This is a genomic window from Trinickia sp., assembly GCF_036503415.1.
In the GTDB taxonomy this organism is placed as follows: domain Bacteria; phylum Pseudomonadota; class Gammaproteobacteria; order Burkholderiales; family Burkholderiaceae; genus Trinickia.
This window is the reverse complement of the sequence record NZ_DASXWY010000007.1, coordinates 32182-48444: the sequence shown is the minus strand read 5'-3', so window position 1 is coordinate 48444 and position 16263 is coordinate 32182. Positions and strand designations below refer to the sequence as shown.

Annotated in this window: 16 protein-coding genes; 7 read left to right on the top strand and 9 right to left on the bottom strand. The window is 62.6% G+C overall.

Annotated features, from left to right (window positions below; genetic code table 11):
• Positions 1-2 precede the first annotated feature (2 nt).
• The 8 genes from VGL01_RS01190 to VGL01_RS01155 form a co-directional block, all read right to left on the bottom strand.
• Positions 3-1253, bottom strand: a complete 1251-nt coding sequence (locus tag VGL01_RS01190) for a TadE/TadG family type IV pilus assembly protein (protein ID WP_331566245.1) — start codon at positions 1251-1253, stop codon at positions 3-5.
• Between the two features lie 25 nt (positions 1254-1278).
• Positions 1279-1587, bottom strand: coding sequence for a hypothetical protein (locus VGL01_RS01185; protein WP_331566243.1), 309 nt, complete (start codon positions 1585-1587; stop codon positions 1279-1281).
• 39 nt (positions 1588-1626) lie between these two features.
• A complete protein-coding gene (locus VGL01_RS01180) occupies positions 1627-3582 on the bottom strand; it encodes a type II and III secretion system protein family protein (RefSeq protein WP_331566241.1) in 1956 nt (651 codons plus the stop codon).
• 108 nt (positions 3583-3690) lie between these two features.
• A complete protein-coding gene (cpaB, locus tag VGL01_RS01175; protein WP_331566239.1) occupies positions 3691-4527 on the bottom strand; it encodes a Flp pilus assembly protein CpaB in 837 nt (278 codons plus the stop codon).
• 21 nt (positions 4528-4548) lie between these two features.
• A complete protein-coding gene (locus VGL01_RS01170) occupies positions 4549-5967 on the bottom strand; it encodes an ATP-binding protein (protein WP_331566237.1) in 1419 nt (472 codons plus the stop codon).
• Between the two features lie 124 nt (positions 5968-6091).
• Complete coding sequence (locus VGL01_RS01165) at positions 6092-6640, bottom strand: A24 family peptidase (RefSeq protein ID WP_331566573.1); 549 nt, start codon at positions 6638-6640, stop codon at positions 6092-6094.
• A gap of 37 nt (positions 6641-6677) precedes the next feature.
• Positions 6678-6884 carry a Flp family type IVb pilin gene (locus VGL01_RS01160; RefSeq protein WP_331566235.1) on the bottom strand — a complete coding sequence of 69 codons (207 nt, stop codon included), beginning with the start codon at positions 6882-6884 and terminating at the stop codon, positions 6678-6680.
• 95 nt (positions 6885-6979) lie between these two features.
• A complete protein-coding gene (locus tag VGL01_RS01155) occupies positions 6980-7150 on the bottom strand; it encodes a Flp family type IVb pilin (RefSeq protein ID WP_331566233.1) in 171 nt (56 codons plus the stop codon).
• A gap of 1157 nt (positions 7151-8307) precedes the next feature.
• Here VGL01_RS01155 and VGL01_RS01150 point away from each other — a divergent pair.
• Genes VGL01_RS01150 through VGL01_RS01140 form a run of 3 tightly spaced genes read left to right on the top strand, consistent with a single transcriptional unit; the run spans position 8308 to position 11906 of the window.
• A complete protein-coding gene (locus VGL01_RS01150; protein WP_331566231.1) occupies positions 8308-9507 on the top strand; it encodes a glycosyltransferase family 87 protein in 1200 nt (399 codons plus the stop codon).
• A gap of 22 nt (positions 9508-9529) precedes the next feature.
• Positions 9530-10813, top strand: a complete 1284-nt coding sequence (locus VGL01_RS01145; RefSeq protein ID WP_331566229.1) for a glycosyltransferase family 87 protein — start codon at positions 9530-9532, stop codon at positions 10811-10813.
• Between the two features lie 49 nt (positions 10814-10862).
• Positions 10863-11906 carry a glycosyltransferase family 2 protein gene (locus VGL01_RS01140; protein WP_331566227.1) on the top strand — a complete coding sequence of 348 codons (1044 nt, stop codon included), beginning with the start codon at positions 10863-10865 and terminating at the stop codon, positions 11904-11906.
• Between the two features lie 3 nt (positions 11907-11909).
• Here VGL01_RS01140 and VGL01_RS01135 read toward each other — a convergent pair whose 3' ends face one another.
• Positions 11910-12857 carry a glycosyltransferase family 87 protein gene (locus VGL01_RS01135; RefSeq protein ID WP_331566225.1) on the bottom strand — a complete coding sequence of 316 codons (948 nt, stop codon included), beginning with the start codon at positions 12855-12857 and terminating at the stop codon, positions 11910-11912.
• A 114-nt stretch (positions 12858-12971) separates the two neighbouring features.
• Between VGL01_RS01135 and VGL01_RS01130 the strand changes: the two genes are divergently transcribed.
• From VGL01_RS01130 to VGL01_RS01115, 4 genes are all read left to right on the top strand, one after another.
• Positions 12972-13256: a hypothetical protein gene (locus VGL01_RS01130; RefSeq protein ID WP_331566223.1), complete on the top strand. Its 285-nt coding sequence runs from the start codon at positions 12972-12974 to the stop codon at positions 13254-13256.
• Positions 13257-13831: 575 nt separating this feature from the next.
• Positions 13832-15268: a sigma-54 dependent transcriptional regulator gene (locus VGL01_RS01125; protein WP_331566221.1), complete on the top strand. Its 1437-nt coding sequence runs from the start codon at positions 13832-13834 to the stop codon at positions 15266-15268.
• Between the two features lie 167 nt (positions 15269-15435).
• Positions 15436-15864: a DoxX family protein gene (locus VGL01_RS01120; RefSeq protein ID WP_331566219.1), complete on the top strand. Its 429-nt coding sequence runs from the start codon at positions 15436-15438 to the stop codon at positions 15862-15864.
• A 108-nt stretch (positions 15865-15972) separates the two neighbouring features.
• A complete protein-coding gene (locus VGL01_RS01115) occupies positions 15973-16248 on the top strand; it encodes a hypothetical protein (protein WP_331566217.1) in 276 nt (91 codons plus the stop codon).
• The last annotated feature ends 15 nt before the right edge of the window (positions 16249-16263 follow it).

Genomic DNA, 16263 nt, shown 5'->3' with positions numbered 1-16263 from the left:
GCTCATTGCACGAGCACGGGAACGAGAGGCCCGACGGAATTGCTGTTGCCGGGGACGCCATGGGTCGCGCATGGCACGCTCGCGTCTGTCGATTTACCCTCGTATTCGAGGTGAACGGGCCCTGCGCCGCCGCCGCTTTCCATCGGATCGAGCATCAGGACGCAGTCCCACCAGAGAATCGGAGCCTTGTGGCTGCTCAGCAATTGCGTGCAGTCCACCTCGGGTGCGAGGGCCAGCCGTCGATCCGCGCCCGCCGTATAGGCGGTTGTCGACGACGAACCCGCTGTTTTGAGCCCCGTGGTGCCATCGCCTTGATAGGCCGAGAACTTTGCGCGCTGCTTGACGAAGTCGGGATATGCGTAGAATTTCGTTGGCCAGGTCGTGGCCGTGTAGGCGAAGCCCGTGAAGTCCGGCGTTGCACTCGCCTGCTTGTAGGGGTTCTGGTAGATGCCGAAGCGGCTGTTCCACGCCCCGTCGTCGGTCAGCTTGTTACCGGGCGAGCCGACGGACGACCCGGTGGCGGGCAGGCTGCAGTAGTTCGAGGTCAACTCGTTTCGGATCGAAACCGCGTTGGTGCTACCGTCGAGTGCTGCCCACCCGAAGTTGCCTGCGCCATAGCCGGGGGGCGAGCCGATCTTGGATTCGATCCATTGTCCAACCGAGTAGCTCTGTCCGGCAAGGGGCGGGTTCACTTGCGTGCCTGCCTTGCAAACGAACACCGGGATCGCGCAGGTCGTCTGGGCGGGGCTGATCGTCGCGACCGCGAACGCCGACACGTCTGCATTCGCGATCGACACACCAGGCAGCACATCGAGCACTTCGATGAACCAGTTCGATATATTCGTGAGCTCGGTCGTGCACTTGACGAACTTCACCGTGCCCGGATTGGAAACGGAGCTCTTCGTCAAGAACGGGTTGCTCAGCGAATCGCTGAACGTCACGTTGCTGTCGACCGACAACTGAACGGGATTTTTCTGGAAAAAGGCGTAGTTATAGTGGCCAGCGGAGATGCCGGCCGCTTCCGGCACGGACAGGTCGATCGTTGCGCCGGTCAGTTCGCGAGCAGCTGCGAGTGCACACGAATCCGCACTGTTTTGCAGCTCGCTTTTGACGACGTAAAGCTTGCCGAGATCGAGCGCGAGCCCGACGAACCCGATGAGCGCGACGAGCGCGAGGGCGACCATGATTGCGACGGCACCGCGCTCCTTTCGTCTCGCCGCGCCGCGCATCCCCGTTTGGCCATTGCAATTCATGATCGTCTCCCGCGCAGGTGCTGTGTCATTGATTGCTTCCGCCGCCGGCGCCTATGCCGATGACGAACGGGTTCCCCGACTGCTGCTGGGCGGGGCTGAACGATTTGTCGTAGCGGCGCATTGCGGACACCGCGGCGCTGCCGTCGACACCCTGTGCCGACGGGTTATGCTCGGCCGCTTGCGGATCGATGATCTGCGCCTGGACGACGGAGCGGGCCGCTTCGCCGAAATGCGCATCCCAGATTGGCGTGCTCGTCATGCACCCGCCGAGCGCCGCGAAGACCGGCGCGATGGCAAGCACACGGCGCAACGAAGTAACGTAATCGCGTTTCATGAGATTTTCCCCTTCGTACTTTCGTACGTTGATATCGCATCAGTGCCGCACCGGGCTTTTCGACGTGCTCGACATCGCGAGCGCCTGCTTGTCATGAGCCGCGATGCGCGCCGCCGCGGCTTCGATTCGAGCTACGCGTGCCGCCCGCTCGCGCTCTGCCGGTGCGTGCGTCGGCTCCGCGGCTATCTGCTCCGTGGCGATCTCCGTTGCGGCGACCGGCATCGTGGAGACAGGCGCAGGGGCATCGTGCGGCACTGAAGTCGTCTCGACCGGGGCGGCCTGCGGGGCGGGCTTGCGCGGCGCAGGCGCGGTAGCCGGCTCGCTCGTCTGCGACGCGGGCGGGGCTGCGGGCAGGCTCGGCTGCGCGGGCGTATTCGCAGCGGACGGTGTCGCCGTCGCCGGCTGCGTGGCCTTCGCTGCGCCGCGGCCTTCCATGTTGCCGGTGGCGTAGACGTCGATGTCCTTCGGTTGAGTGAAGCTATCGGTCGGCAACGGATATCGGCCGGCCGGCAGCGGTTTCACGAGGTGTGGTGTGATGATGAACACGAGTTCGGTCCGGTCTTGCTGGAAATCCGTGCTGCGCATCAGCGCGCCGATGACGGGCACCTCGCCGAGGCCCGGGAACGCTTTTAGCGCACCCGTGACGTTGTTGCTGATGAGGCCGCCGATCGCGAACGATTCACCATCGTTCATCTGGACCGTTGTCGATGCGCGCCGTGTCGTGATCAGCGGCAGAATCGCCGATGTGCTGACGCCGGTGGCGCTGACGGCGACGCCCGTGGGAGAGAGCTCCGAAACCTCGGGCGCGACCTTCAGATTGATGCGGCCGTTGCCGAGCACGGTTGGCGTAAACTTGAGCCCGACGCCAAACTCTTCTTCCTGTAGCGTGACGGTGGTCACGTTTCCGACATTGGTTTGGGGCACCGGGATGAAGACTTTGCCGCCGGCGAGGAATGAAGCTTCCTGACCGCTGATGGTCACGAGATTCGGTTCGGCAAGAATCTTCGTGAGCTGGTCGCTCTTTTGCGCGTCCACGGCGACCTTGAACGGCAATCTGTTCGATTTGCTGGCCGCTACGATGGTGTTCACGCCTTGAAGCAGGCTCGTCACCAACGCCCCCGTCCACGACCCGAAACCGCCTTGGAGGTTCAGCGCCGAGCCGAGCTGATCCATGACGGTCTTCGATACTTCCGCGACCTTCACCTCGAGCATGACCTGCTGCGGCGAATCGAGCGTCATCATATTGATGATGCCGGACGAGTTGCCGGAGCTGGAAACCTGGGAGTTCCCGCCCGACATACCGTTGCCAACTGCGTTCGAGGTGGACTGGGTTTGCTCGGACGGCTGCGCGTTGGCATAGGCGCGCGCGATTTCCGTCGCCTGCTGCGCGGCCGTGGCGCTCGAGACATTGCCCGCAAGAACGAGGTTGCCCGCTGCCGTCGACACGCGAATGCCGCGCTCGCCCGGCAGCAACTGCGCGAGCGATTGCTGCAGGCCCGCCGCATCCACGCCGACTGACACGTCGATCATCTGGCAGGCGCCGCTCGCGCCTTGGACGATCATGTTCGTCGTGCCGACGGACATGCCGACGAGATAGAGCGTGCGCGGCGAGACGAGCGTTGCCATGACGACGCCCGGGTTGCCGAGAGAGCGGTTGCGGGCGGGCTCGGCGAGGGGAACGAGCGTGGATTTGCCGACCGCCACCGAGACATTCGTCTGGTTGGCGATATCGCCCTTGCAGTTCGGGCCGCGCAAGGGTTGCGCGGCAGCTGCCGCAGTGCCGGCGGCGCCGGCGGCCGGCACCGGCGCCATGCTGATGGTCATCTGCATCGGCGCACCAGGCACTGCCTGCTGTCTGTTCGAATTCGGCTGTGCCGCCGCGGCTTGCGCAGCGGCAATGCCAAGGCCTGCACCCAGCAGTGCCGCCAGGATCGCGCTGCTCATCTTGCAGCGCCGCGGCAGGTGGGCTGCCGAGTGTTTCAGTTTCGTGTTCATTTGGTGATGCCCCCCGGTTGTGATGCCTGTACCTCGTGAGTTCCGCTTTTTACGTGTCGTTTTGGGTCCCGGGCGGTGCGTGCCGATCCTCACGCGCGCCCCTCGACACTAGAAGCATTCGACGCCGCCCGAAATGCCCGACAGCACGCCGACACAGTCGCGCTTGACCGGCGCGGCCGCTGTCTTGTAGTGCACGCGAGCGGGTTTGGCCGGTGCGGGCGCCGATGCTGCGACCGTCGCAGCCGGTGTGCCGAGCAACGTGCTCTTCGTCGCGCCTTTCGTCAGCAGCGTGTCGCTGTCGATCTGGCTGCGCAGCACGAGCGAAAGCGTGCCGACGCTGCGAGCGAGGTCGAGTTTTTCCGCCTGCTCGGGCGTCACTTCGAGCGTCACCGCGTTGACGACTTTCGGCTGCGTGTCATCGCGGCTCACCTGTTGCGCGACCGCGAGCACCAGAATCTTTTCGAGCACGATCTTCGAAATGCTGCGTTGATCGTTGGTGCCGCCGGGCTCTTGCGTGTTCACGATCACGTCGACGTAGTTGCCGGGCAATGCAAATCCCGCAACGCCGATCACGTCGTTGACGCGCACGGTGATCGCGCGGTCGCCCTTGTTGATGACGGCGGAGAGACCGCCCTTCGTGCCGACGGGCGAGAGCTTCGACTCCAGCACAGGCTCGCCGCGCGTGAGGCTCGAGCGGACGACGCGTCCCTCGAGTGATTTGACGTCCTGGAACGTGCCAGGCGGCACACTGCTGCTTGGCCAGTTGACGATACGAATCAGATTGGTGTTCAGTGGCTGACCGAGGTTGATATCGTCGATGGCGACTGCCACGGGCCTCACCGAGCTCGACGAGGTATGGATGAGCCAACGGGAGGCGAACACGACGGCGGCCAAGCCAGCCAGCATGGCTATCGCCAACATGATGAGAGCGCGCGAGTTTTTCATGAAAGGACTCCTAACGATTCGTCAAATGTCGGCCGCTTGGCCGGCGGCATGCCGTTTGCCCGTGGCCGGAGTCGCGGGTAGGGGCGGATGGCTGCGATCGATTCCGGCGTTCGAGCCGAAATAGCTGTGCCATGCTTCGAGCAATCCTTCGGGGGTCGCCTCGAGCGGTGCGTCGCAATACCGGGCCGACGCGCTGACGAGGCTCAGCAAATCCCGCGGGTAGCAGGCGAGAAGCGGCTTGCCGCTCGTTTCGTGCAAAGTGCAGATCAGATAGTCGAAGGCGGCATGCGAGCTCGAGAGACCGTAGGTGAGGCAGCATCCTTCGAACACGGCTCGATAGTTCTCGAGCGACATCGGTCCCATATGGAGCTTCGAGCCGAGCCGGCGCAGGAACGCTTCGTCGCCGATGTCGGCCGGATCGAGGTTGGTCGAGAACACGGGCCAGACCTCGAACGGCGCCGAAAAGCGCATTCCCGAATGCAGCGTGAAGAGGTCGACTCCGCGATCGAGCGGCATGATCCAGCGGTTGAGCAGATCCTGCGCGGCGACGCGCTGGCGGCCGAGATCGTCGACGATGTAAAGGCCCATGTTCGCCTTCAGGTGCGGTGGCGCCTGATAGAAGCCGGCAGAGGCGTCGAAGCGCAGATCGAGGCCGTCGAGCGTCAATTCGCCGCCCGAAATGACAACGGGGCGCTCACAGAGGCGCCAGCGCTTGTCCCCAGCTAGCCCGTACGACTGCAAAGGAGCGTCGTGATGCAGCAGCGGGTCGTAGAGCTGAATGATTTCGCCACTGACATAGATTGCATAGGGAATCGGCACGTCACCTTGCAGCAACTTGCCCAGACGCTCGGCGATGTACGTCTTGCCGCTGCCGGCCGGGCCGTAGAGCATGAGCGGGCGGCCTGCATTGAGCGAGGCGCCGGCGGCATCGAGCAGCGAGGGCTCGACGCTGACGTCGGCGAACGCTGCGCGTACGTAGTCGCGGCTGACATGCTGGTTGCGAATCGCGTGCGCACGTACCGCTTCGACATACTGCTCGTAGGCGACAGGGGCTGGGCCGCAGTACGAGCATCGCGCGAGCTCGTCGGCGGCGACGCTCCGACCGGCGTCGGTGAGACGAAACTGGACATCGATGTCGGTCGCGCCTCGATGCGTGATCTCGGCGAGGTGTTCCCGAACCAGAAACGCGAGAATGTCCTCCAGAACGGGGACGGGAAGGCAATGACGCCGGGAGAGATCCGCAAAACTCGAATTGCCGTTCAGCATCGTCGACTTGAGAACGAGCCTGCCGACGAAAATCGGGGGCAACCCGGTGTCGGCAATCGAGCGTGGAGCCCGCGGCAGCGCATGTGCGGTGTCGTCTGCTTTCCGCGCCGAGAGTGCACGCAACGCGTTGGTCACCTGCACCTCGTCTTGCTCTTCGACATTGAAGTCGCTCATGTTTCGTCTCCTGCCTGCCTCGACGCCTGTGTCGCCGTATGCAGGGCGATCGATTCGATCGCTTGATTTCGAAGTTCCCAAGAACCCGTTGATCCGCCAAAAGCCCATGGTTTGCACCTGTGCGTCATGCCGTAGCGATGAACAGCATCCCCAATGTCCCGGCCGCGATTGCGACGCCGTAAGGTAGCGAGCCGATCGAGGCCAACTGTCCGGGCGCGAGAGCGGCACCGGCTCGCGCGACTCGCGCAGGAGCGAAGCCCCCTCCAAGAATGGCCGCGAGGTTCAGATACAACTGCAGCGTCCGGCGACGCAGCACCGCCAGGCCGATCGACCAGACGCCGCCGATCACGAAGGTGGCGAGCGTGATCGCGACGATCATCTCGGGGCCCACCCAGGTGCCGACCATCAGCATGAGCTTCACGTCCCCCGCAGACGTACCGCGAACGAGATAGAGCGGGATCAGCAATCCGAATCCCGTGAGGCCGCCCGCGAGCCAGTTGCCGGTGCCGGCGGCGATTCCGTCGAGGCATCCGTGTACGACGAGCGACGCAAACAGTCCCAGCAGAATCAGCGGGTTTGGGATTCGGCGCGCGACGATGTCCGTACTCGCGGCTGCCACGACGACGACGGCGACGAGAAGCGGAATCGGTTGATGCGGAAGAGTCGGGAGCATCATGCTGGCCTCGCTGTGTTCGATGACCCGCGCTGACTTAGAGCGCGGCAGTAATTTCGTTGCTGATGTTGTCGTACAGCGCTTGCAATTGCGTGCCGAAGTAGACGACCGAGGCAAACGCCGCAAGCGCGATCAGCGATACCATGAGGCCGTATTCGACCATCGTCGCGCCTTCGTCCTCACGGACGAAGCCCGCGGTCGAGCCGGCGACACGTGTCAGAAGCGAATCAATCCGTGGAGTCATGGCGGGCTCCCATCCCTTTATGTTTCAAACTCATCAAATCGGGATAGACGCGGACCAATCGAAGGATCGAACCGCCCGCGTCTGCGCACCGCTCGTCAGAGAGAAGACCCGATATCGGTGAACACGAGGTCGAGGTTCGTGCCGATGGTGGTGACTGCACCGATACAAACGATCGCAATCAGCGCAACCATGAGGCCGTACTCGACCATCGTTGCACCCTCGTCGTCGCGTGCAAAGCGCTTGGCTTGATCGATGATGAATTTCATTTGAACATCTCCTTTAGGATGACTAAACAAATTCCCTTGGCCGTGTGGTTTCGGGACTGGACTGCGGGTACTGCCGGTACTGCGGGTACTGCCGGTACTGCACGGAAACAAAAAATGGCAAAAGGCGTCCTTGCAACCGGTACGTTGCGTTTCTGCCGAAGCGACTAGATGTGCAAGAGGCGTACGCCCGAGAGCCCGGAGGCTCTCGGATGTACCCGCGCAAAACGCGATGCCGGTTTCAATGTCGGGGCTTGACGGAAGGGAGCCAGGCGAGACCGCGATGCACGTCCCGTAGCGGGTCGTGACGCGGTGGCCGGTCCTGTGTTGTGGCACGCGAGATGCCGCATCCAAGTATCGTTTTTCATGCTTAAGCCCCCCGGCTTATCGTTGCCTTGCAGGCGTCGTCACGAATGACGACGCCACGGTTCATCGACTGCATTCTTGTTCCCTTGCATGTGCCGATGCGGCGATTCGCGGCGGCACACACTCAGGTTCCCCCCTGCGCTATGCCCGTTTCCCGTTTCCAGCGATCCTCGTAGGGAACTCCGATCGTTTGCCGGGCATGCGACGTCGATTTCCGTGCGGCTCATTTCGCAAGCGCTATGCCAATGGGCGTCATCGCCTTATCCGTCAAGCGATGGACGATTCCTGCGAACGAGAGAACAGGCCGGCGGCGCCCCAGATGTCTCATGCGTGAGACGCCCGACAGCGCGCTCCGCGATGTGTGCGATTCGACCAAACGCGCGCCGCATATCGCTCGAGCCGGGATTGGTGTGCCCTGCGGGACGCGTCGTGTTTGTCGCACATCTCGTAGCCCGGGCCGGGTAAGCGGCCTCAATTCACGGGTGCATTCGATCCGAAGCGTTTCATCCTTGATACGCGTGTTGAGCGGACCTCGAAACGGCGACAGGACGATATGTGGGGTGGCGTACGCTTGCGCATATCGAGGCTCGCTATAGAGGTCAAGCACGGCTTGCAAGTCGCATCGATTTATCTCAACAATGGCCCTATGCGATGTGCGACGGTGGCAGTACGACCGAACGTGCAGATAACGATGATCGACGACAAGGCCGTAGGACGGGATTGCGAAACGGCCGACCCAGGGTGGTGCGATGTACTTATCGAGTCGGGGGGCGGGCGGCGCTGCGAGCCGCCCGGTGAATTGGCTCACGCCGCAGCGGCTTCTCGGATGCAGCGGTGTGATCGTCTGCGTCTACGTGGGCTTCCTCGCCACGTGGGGGTGGGTGAGCCACGGCTTTGCGAGCGGGAACGCGGGGCGGCCCGGCATCGATTTTTCGATTTTTTGGGCCGCGTCGCATTTGGTACTGCAGGGTCATTCCGCGCAGGTCTACGAACACATTGCATTCATCGACGCGCAAAAGGATCTGTTCGGCGATTTTGCCGACGTCCATTCCCTTGGATGGGTTTACCCGCCCGCGTTTTTACTCTTCGTTTCTCCGCTTGGGCTACTACCGTTCTCGACTGCCTATTTGTTGTTTGTCGCAGTCAGTGCGGGCTGCTACGTGTGGGCGACAACGAGCGTATCGAACGTCCACCGAGGCCTGGGCGGCAAGCGTGTCGCCGTGCTCCTGGTGGCAGCGTTGCCCGGCGCGTTCGTTGCCGCCATCGTTGGGCAGAATTCGCTGATCACGGCGGCGCTCGCAGCCTTGGCAGTATGCTGGGTCGCGGAAAAGCCGGTCGCGGCGGGACTGTGCATCGGTCTATTGGCGATCAAGCCGCAAGTGGCTCTCGTATTTCCGTTCGTACTGATCGCGTCGCGCGCCTGGAAAGCATTCGTTGCGGCCGCACTGACCGCTGTCGTCACGACGGCCGCCGGCATCCTCATATACGGCATCCATTCATTGACCGCATTTTTCACCAATGCGGGTGTCCTGCGTGACGCATTGCTGGACCACGGAGGCCAGCATTTCTGGTTTGCTTCGCCGACGACGCTGTCCACCCTGCGTCTTGCCGGTGTGCCGCTCGGTGCGGCCTACGCCGGCCAGGCATGCGTCACTGCGGTGGCACTGGTTGCCGCTTGCGATGTCTGGCAACGCTGCGCCGATACACGTCTGCGCGCGGCCGCGGTCGCGCTGGCCGGATTGCTCGCGAGTCCTTATGTGTGGCACTACGAGCTCGTGTGGCTAGGCGTCGCACTCGTTTGCCTGGCGGCGCTGGCACTCGAAGGGGGCTGGCTGCGCGGCGAGCAACCGGCCTGGCTCGCCGGCTGGCTGCTGCCGATCTACGAACACTTCAATCGCATCGCGATGCTGCCGCAAGTCGGGCCGTTGGTCCTGCTTGTCTTGCTGTGGGCGGTGCTGCGGCGTGCGCGCTTGGGCGCGGCGAGCGAGCGGTAAGTATCGGTTCGGGGACATGACTATGACAGCGAAAACCATGGCATCGACGTTTTGGCAACGATTGGGCGGCGAGCGTGGGGCGCATTGGCTCACCACGGACCGCCTCAACTTTTATTCGGTCGGTGCGCTGATCTGCTATCTGTGCTTCTACGCGATTTATATCGCGAGGACGATGCTTGAGCCTCCGGGCAATATGAGTCCGCTGGCGATCGATTTCGTTCCATTCTGGAGCGCGGCGCATCTCGCGCTCGCAGGGCATGCCGTCGACGCATACAACTTCGCCGTACTCGAGCAGGTCGAGCGCGCCGCGCTATCGCACGAGCCGGGTGTGCTGCCGTGGCTTTACCCACCGAGCTTTTTGCTTTTCGTGTCTCCGTTCGCCTTGCTGCCCTGGAAAATCTCCGCAGCGCTTTTTCTCGGCGGCACCTATGCGACTTTCGTCAAGGCCATGCATCTCATCGTAGGGCGCAAGGAAGTCTGGATCGTGGCTGTGGCGTTTCCCGGCGCCGCGCTTGCCGTGCTGACGGGGCAAAACGGACTCCTGACCGCGTCGCTCGTGGCGTTCGGGCTCGTCTTGCTGCCGCGCCGCCCCGTGCTCGCCGGCATGTGCTTCGGCGTCCTATGCATGAAGCCTCAACTGGCGGTGCTGGTGCCGTTTGCACTGCTGTGCGCGAGGTCGTGGCGTGCGTTGGGCGCGCTGGTCGTGACGGCGCTTGCCATGCTCGCGCTCTCGGTTGCCTTCTTCGGTATCGATACGCTTTACGCTTTTCTCCCCAACATGGGAACGGCAGCCGGATACGTGGAGTCGGGGCGTGCATCGCTGCATCGCGTTCCATCCGCCTATTCGCTCGTGAAGCTGGCGCATGGGCCGACGATGCTGGCCAATGCGGCACAGGCGGTTTCTGCGCTGTCGGCGATCGCGGCCGTATGGTACGCATGGTCGCGCGATGCGTCGCAGTCTCTGCGGGCGGCGACGCTCGTTTGCGCGTCGCTGATGGTGAGCCCGTATCTTTACGACTACGACCTGGCGTGGCTCGGCGTTCTTGTCGCGTGGTATGCGAAGTACGCGATGGAGCGTGGATGGCGGCCGCTCGAACGCGAGTGGCTGATCGTGCTTTGGTTGACGCCGATATTCGGGATCTCGCTCGTCAAGATTCTGCACATTCAGTTCATGCCGTTGATCCTTGCGGCGACGCTCTTCATGCTGATTCGCAGTATCGCGGCGCAGCGGCATGCGGCTCGCGCTGCGCGCGGGGCGTGCTGGGCGAATGTGCGCGAAGAAGGGCCGGCGGGTGCACACGGTTGAACCAAATGAAATGTTGCGCGCCGACAGCACGCGCATGACGGGGGGAATCATGTCTTTTCGAACTTTCAAGCCGCTGGTTTCGATCGTTGTGCCGTTTTACAACGAAGAGCCGGCCGTCGATACGTTTTTTTCCACCCTCGTTGCCGTGCTCGAAACGATCGAAACGATACGCTTCGAGCTCGTCTGCATCAACGACGGTAGCAGCGACGGTACGCTCGACAAGCTCGTTCAGGCGAGCGCGCGCGACGCTCGCGTGCGTGTGATCGATCTCACGCGAAATTTCGGCAAGGAAGCCGCGTTGACTGCGGGACTCGACGAAGCAGCCGGCGATGCCGTGATTCCGATCGACGCGGACTTGCAGGACCCGCCGGGACTCATTCCCGTCATGATCGAGCATTGGCTCGGCGGCGCCGAGGTCGTGGCGGCCAAGCGGAGCTCGCGCGCCACCGATACGTTCGCGAAACGCGTGACGGCTGGCCTTTACTACCGCGTCCACAACCTGCTCTCCGAAGTCAAACTGCCCGAGAACGTTGGTGATTTCCGCTTGATGGATCGGGCAGTCGTCAACGCGCTGCGCAGCTTGCCCGAGCGCCGCCGGTTCATGAAGGGCCTGTTCGCCTGGGTCGGATTCAAGACGGTGATCGTCGAGTACCAGCGGGAAGCGCGTAGCGCTGGACATTCGAAGTTTTCGGGGTGGCGGCTCTGGAACTTTGCCTTGGAGGGCATCACCAGCTTCAGTACGGTACCGCTGCGCAGCTGGACTTACATCGGTGGCGCGATCGCATTGCTCGCATTCTTCTATGGCGGCTTCGTCATCGGGCGGACGCTCATCTTCGGCAATCCGGTGCCCGGCTATGCGTCGCTGCTCTCGGTAGTCCTCTTCCTGGGCGGCATTGAACTGATCGGCGTGGGTGTGGTGGGCGAATATGTCGGGCGCATCTATCACGAAACGAAGGAGCGCCCGATCTACCTCGTACGGCGACGTTATCAAGCGCGCAAGAAGATCAGCACCTTGCCCGTCGTGCGCAACACGACGCGCGCCGATCACGCGCGCAGGCCCCTCTCGCTGCGAACCCGCACTGCTGCGCGTTGAGCGTCAGGCAGTGCGAGCATCCGTGAGCGCGTGCCGCCGGACGATCATTGCGAGCATGGCGATCATGACGGCCGGTGCGATCTGGACGGGTGTCTTGAGCGCGACGGCGAGCATGCCCTGCGCGGGCGCGAGCCACGCCGCGACGAGAACGGCCCACTCCAAGCGGTTCAGTGCAACGATTCTCCCGTCGCGGATCAGGAAAACGATTGGCAGCACGAGCCAACAGAGCTCGTAATACATGAAATACGGCTGGACCAGCATGGTCGCGACGACGAACGCCGCGGCGCGCAGGTCATGCCGTGCCGGCCGAACCCAGAGAAACCCAACGACGGCGATCGCCGGTATCGCCACGACTGCTTGGGCGAGATATGCCGCATGGGTGGACAGGCCGGCGATACGGCTCATGGCGAAAACCGTTGGCATACCGTTCCAAAGCCGGCCGCCCAGTTCGACGACGGAGCGGTTGAATTCCGGAAGAAACGCTGCGAACGACGTCCATGCTTCGAGGCCCAGCGCCGCGGCGCTGATTGCTGCGAAAGCGAGACTGAAAGCGCCGGCCGCGATCAGGGTTTTCCACTGTCTCGAGCAGAGCAGCACGACCGGAAAGAGCACGCCCAGTTGCGGCTTGATGGCGAACGCGGCGATGCAGCCGGCGGCGAGCAGACGATGTGCCGGCAATAACGCGAGCGCGCAGCCGGCTGCCGCCACGGTAAACAAAGAGTTTTGTCCGGCAAGCAGCGTAACCGCAACTCCCGGAAAAGCGGCCAGAAAGACGAGCTGCGTTCGACCAACGCCCCGGGCCAGATATCTGATCGCGAGGGTGTAGCAGATGATGCCGGCACTCGCGAAAAGGACATACGCTGCGGCGAATGGCAGCAGACCGAGCGGGATGACGGCAAGCAGGAACGTAGGGGGGTAGGGCCACAATCCCACACCGCCCAAGTTGGTCACGTGCGACTCCATCGCGGCCATGAGATCGCGCGAAAACACCATTGGCGCGCCGTGTTCCAGCGCAACGCGAGCGGCCGACCAAAAAACCGCAAAGTCCCAGCCGACCATCGGAGTATGCAATGGATCAAGGACGAAATAGCGCGCCATCCAGATCGTGAGCAGCGCCAATTGCGCGACCAGCGCGGTTGTCGTGTAAAGCGATATTCGGCTTATGCCGCGATGAGTATTCGATGCGATCGCCACGCTATCCCCCGTGTGTTTCGTTATGCGTTGGTTTTGCCAATTGCAATTGATTATTATTCGCCTATCCTTCGTCTGCCGCAAAGCCTCGTCCCGCCGCGGTTGCTCGGCGATATTATTACAAGCGTTTTAATCCACAAGCGAGCTTCTGAAAAATAATACTTCTGCAAACGCTGAAAAGCATGGTCGTGCTTTCCTATTTAACGCCTCTCGCCACCTGCATGCTGGCTGGGGCTGGTGCGCCGCAGGAACGTCGCTGTCCAGATTAAAAAGTCTGGCTTATTCGGTATGTCCGCTACCTAACACGTAGAAATTCCCGTCCGTGTTTGACCTACCGGTAATTTTCCTATGGAAATTCCGTTCGCTCTCGTATATGTTGCAGTGCATGAGGGTTTGAAACGTGCGGTGTGCGGTGCGTCTCGAGACGTGACGGCGGCATTCCAAAGCACGAACGAGAGAAAGAACTCCGAGGATAAAAGGGTAGGCACAGGCATGAGTTCGGTCCCAATGGATCTGGGGGCCGCCTTTTGCTTCTGTGAAATCGGACGTCCCGACCAATCGAGGCGGGACGAAACAGGCAGGGTCGCTCAGACGACTCGCCGCAGCGATGACGAACGAATTCGGATATAGCGCAAGAGCGGCTGGTTACCGAAGTTGACCGTCGTCAATATTGCATCGATGCGAACCATTTAGATTTGGGCTTGCAAGGCGCATCGATATCGGGGAGCAGCACCATGCCTGACGTTTTGAATCCGCTGAAGGCGGAACGTACGGTTCTTTTCGTCTCGCTGAAGTCAGATCCGCTCAGCGTCGACGGCCTCGTGATGGCCGGCTGGCACGTCGTACATGCCAAGGCGGCACCTCAGGTCGAGCGGCTGCTCGAACGGGGTGCGGTCCGGGTGGGGGTGGTCTCGTTACCGCCCGATGTCACCGACGACCAACTGGCCGAGCTCGAAAGCTGCGTCTGTCATACCGAAGCGACGTGGGTTGCGCTCGTACGACGGGGGCAGGCCGATCTACCGTCGGTCAGACGGTTCATCGTCGATTACTGCTTCGACTTCGTGACGATGCCGTGCGGCGATGAGCGGCTCGCCATCGTGCTGGGCCATGCGCATGGGTTGTCCACGCTGCGCCTCAAAGCGACGGAGGCTCCGCCCGCGGCCGGTTGCTGCACGATGGTCGGGAGCAGCGCACCGATGCAGCAGCTTTATCGCGGCGTCGAAAAGTGCGCGCGCAACGATGCCCCGGTGTTCATCGCCGGCGAGTCCGGTACGGGCAAGGAGTTGACGGCCCACGCTATTCACGAGCGCTCGGCCCGTGCGGGTAAACCGTTCGTGGCAATCAATTGCGCGGCGATTCCTCCGTCGCTGCTGCAATCCGAACTGTTCGGCCATGAGCGTGGCGCGTTCACGGGCGCATTGCAACGGAAAATCGGCCGCATCGAAGCGGCTGACGGCGGCACGCTTTTCCTCGATGAAATCGGCGATATGCCGCACGAGTGCCAGGCCGTGCTGCTGCGCTTTCTCCAGGAAGGGACGATCGAGCGGCTCGGGGGCAATGGCTCTGTCCATGTCGATGCGCGGATCATCTCGGCGACGCACGTCGATCTCAATCAGGCCATGGAGGAGGGCCGGTTCCGCACGGACCTCTTTCACCGGTTGTGCGTGTTGCGGCTCGACGAGCCACCGTTGCGCGAGCGCGGGCACGACATCAAACTGCTCGCCTACCATGCGCTCGCGCTGCACAAGCGCGACGGCGCGCGCAAGATTCGCGGTTTTTCGAGCGATGCCGTGGCCGCGATGTTCAATTATGCATGGCCCGGAAACGTGCGTGAGTTGATCAATTGCGTGCGGCGGGCAGTGGTCATGGCCGAGGGACGGTTCATCACCGCTGCGGATCTCGGGCTCCCGGACGCCGGGCCGAGGGCAGGGCGTACGCTTGCCGAAGTGCGCTGCGAAGCGGAGCGCGCAGCGATACGCGAAGCGCTCGCGCGCCACGCCTACAGCCTATCCAGTGCGGCGGCCGAGTTGGGTGTTTCACGCGCCACGCTGTACCGCTTGCTCAACGCGATGGGGCTGCGCTCGGAAGGCCCTCTCATTCGTCCTCTGAGCGTATTCGGCGCGGTTCACACCGAGGAAAGCGACGCCGGGCACAGCCAGCAGGTCGCCTAACACGCGGGGCTTTTTCACGGCCCCGCCTTTTACATTTTCTTTCGGTCTTTACCGGTTCAGGAACGCGCGGCGCTTGGAAAACTCCGGCGCACCGCATATCCTGTCCAACGACGCGGGCAGCGACGCCCGCTTTTTCATTTGCTCGATCGAAGAAGGAGAAGGTATTCATGACGCGTCCCGTCGATTCCGGCGTCATTTTCATCGCTCGTCTAGCACTTGCCGTGCTGTTCCTGTGGGGCGGGGTGATGAAATTGCTCGGCTATGCCGGCTTCGTGGGCTACCTGCACACCAAAGGCGTTCCTTTCGTCCAGATCGCGGCGCCGATCGCGACGGCGGTCGAAGCGCTCGGTGGGCTGATGCTCGTGCTCGGACTCTGGACGCGGCCCCTCGCGCTCGGTATGGCTGTGTACACGATTTTGACGGCCGTGCTGGGACACGATTTCTGGAACGTCGTCGATCCGACGATTCAGCACGATATGGTCATCCACTTCTGGAAAAACGTCTGCATCGCGGGCGGCTTCCTCTTGCTGTTCGTGACCGGGGCGGGCGGCATCAGCGTCGATGCGGCGCGCGCGCCCAAACGGCATTTGCTCTGACGTCCGGGCGTCGGCCCTCCGGTGCCGCCATTGGCGTACGGTGTTCGCGCACGGAAATTGCTGCGTAGAACATAACGTCCGCTGTGGCGCGATGAGGAGGGCATTGCGATGATCGAAAACTTCGAGCAGATGATCGACGGCCAGCCGATGCGGTTCTGCGCGAGCCTCGGCGAGGACGATGGGGCTCACCACCGAGTAATCATCAGCCGCGACGATTCCGCCGAAACGCTGGTCATATTCGATGCCGAGGGCATGCTGGGCGCGCTGAAGGCCGATATCGCTCCGCCTGACAAGTTGATCGCCCATGCTATTCGCAAGGCGCTCGACGAAGGTCTCATCGAGCGAGCACTCGACACCGGCACGATCCAGAACGCTTCACTTTGATGCAGCCCCGGCCGC

Excerpts from the sequence above, each read along its gene's own strand:
- VGL01_RS01190 (WP_331566245.1), bottom strand. The coding sequence starts at position 1,253 with ATGAATTGCAATGGCCAAACGGGGATGCGCGGCGCGGCGAGACGAAAG.
- VGL01_RS01185 (WP_331566243.1), bottom strand. The coding sequence starts at position 1,587 with ATGAAACGCGATTACGTTACTTCGTTGCGCCGTGTGCTTGCCATCGCG.
- VGL01_RS01180 (WP_331566241.1), bottom strand. The coding sequence starts at position 3,582 with ATGAACACGAAACTGAAACACTCGGCAGCCCACCTGCCGCGGCGCTGC.
- cpaB (WP_331566239.1), bottom strand. The coding sequence starts at position 4,527 with ATGAAAAACTCGCGCGCTCTCATCATGTTGGCGATAGCCATGCTGGCT.
- VGL01_RS01170 (WP_331566237.1), bottom strand. The coding sequence starts at position 5,967 with ATGAGCGACTTCAATGTCGAAGAGCAAGACGAGGTGCAGGTGACCAAC.
- VGL01_RS01165 (WP_331566573.1), bottom strand. The coding sequence starts at position 6,640 with ATGCTCCCGACTCTTCCGCATCAACCGATTCCGCTTCTCGTCGCCGTC.
- VGL01_RS01160 (WP_331566235.1), bottom strand. The coding sequence starts at position 6,884 with ATGACTCCACGGATTGATTCGCTTCTGACACGTGTCGCCGGCTCGACC.
- VGL01_RS01155 (WP_331566233.1), bottom strand. The coding sequence starts at position 7,150 with ATGAAATTCATCATCGATCAAGCCAAGCGCTTTGCACGCGACGACGAG.
- VGL01_RS01145 (WP_331566229.1), top strand. The coding sequence starts at position 9,530 with ATGACAGCGAAAACCATGGCATCGACGTTTTGGCAACGATTGGGCGGC.
- VGL01_RS01140 (WP_331566227.1), top strand. The coding sequence starts at position 10,863 with ATGTCTTTTCGAACTTTCAAGCCGCTGGTTTCGATCGTTGTGCCGTTT.
- VGL01_RS01130 (WP_331566223.1), top strand. The coding sequence starts at position 12,972 with ATGCAATGGATCAAGGACGAAATAGCGCGCCATCCAGATCGTGAGCAG.
- VGL01_RS01125 (WP_331566221.1), top strand. The coding sequence starts at position 13,832 with ATGCCTGACGTTTTGAATCCGCTGAAGGCGGAACGTACGGTTCTTTTC.
- VGL01_RS01120 (WP_331566219.1), top strand. The coding sequence starts at position 15,436 with ATGACGCGTCCCGTCGATTCCGGCGTCATTTTCATCGCTCGTCTAGCA.
- VGL01_RS01115 (WP_331566217.1), top strand. The coding sequence starts at position 15,973 with ATGATCGAAAACTTCGAGCAGATGATCGACGGCCAGCCGATGCGGTTC.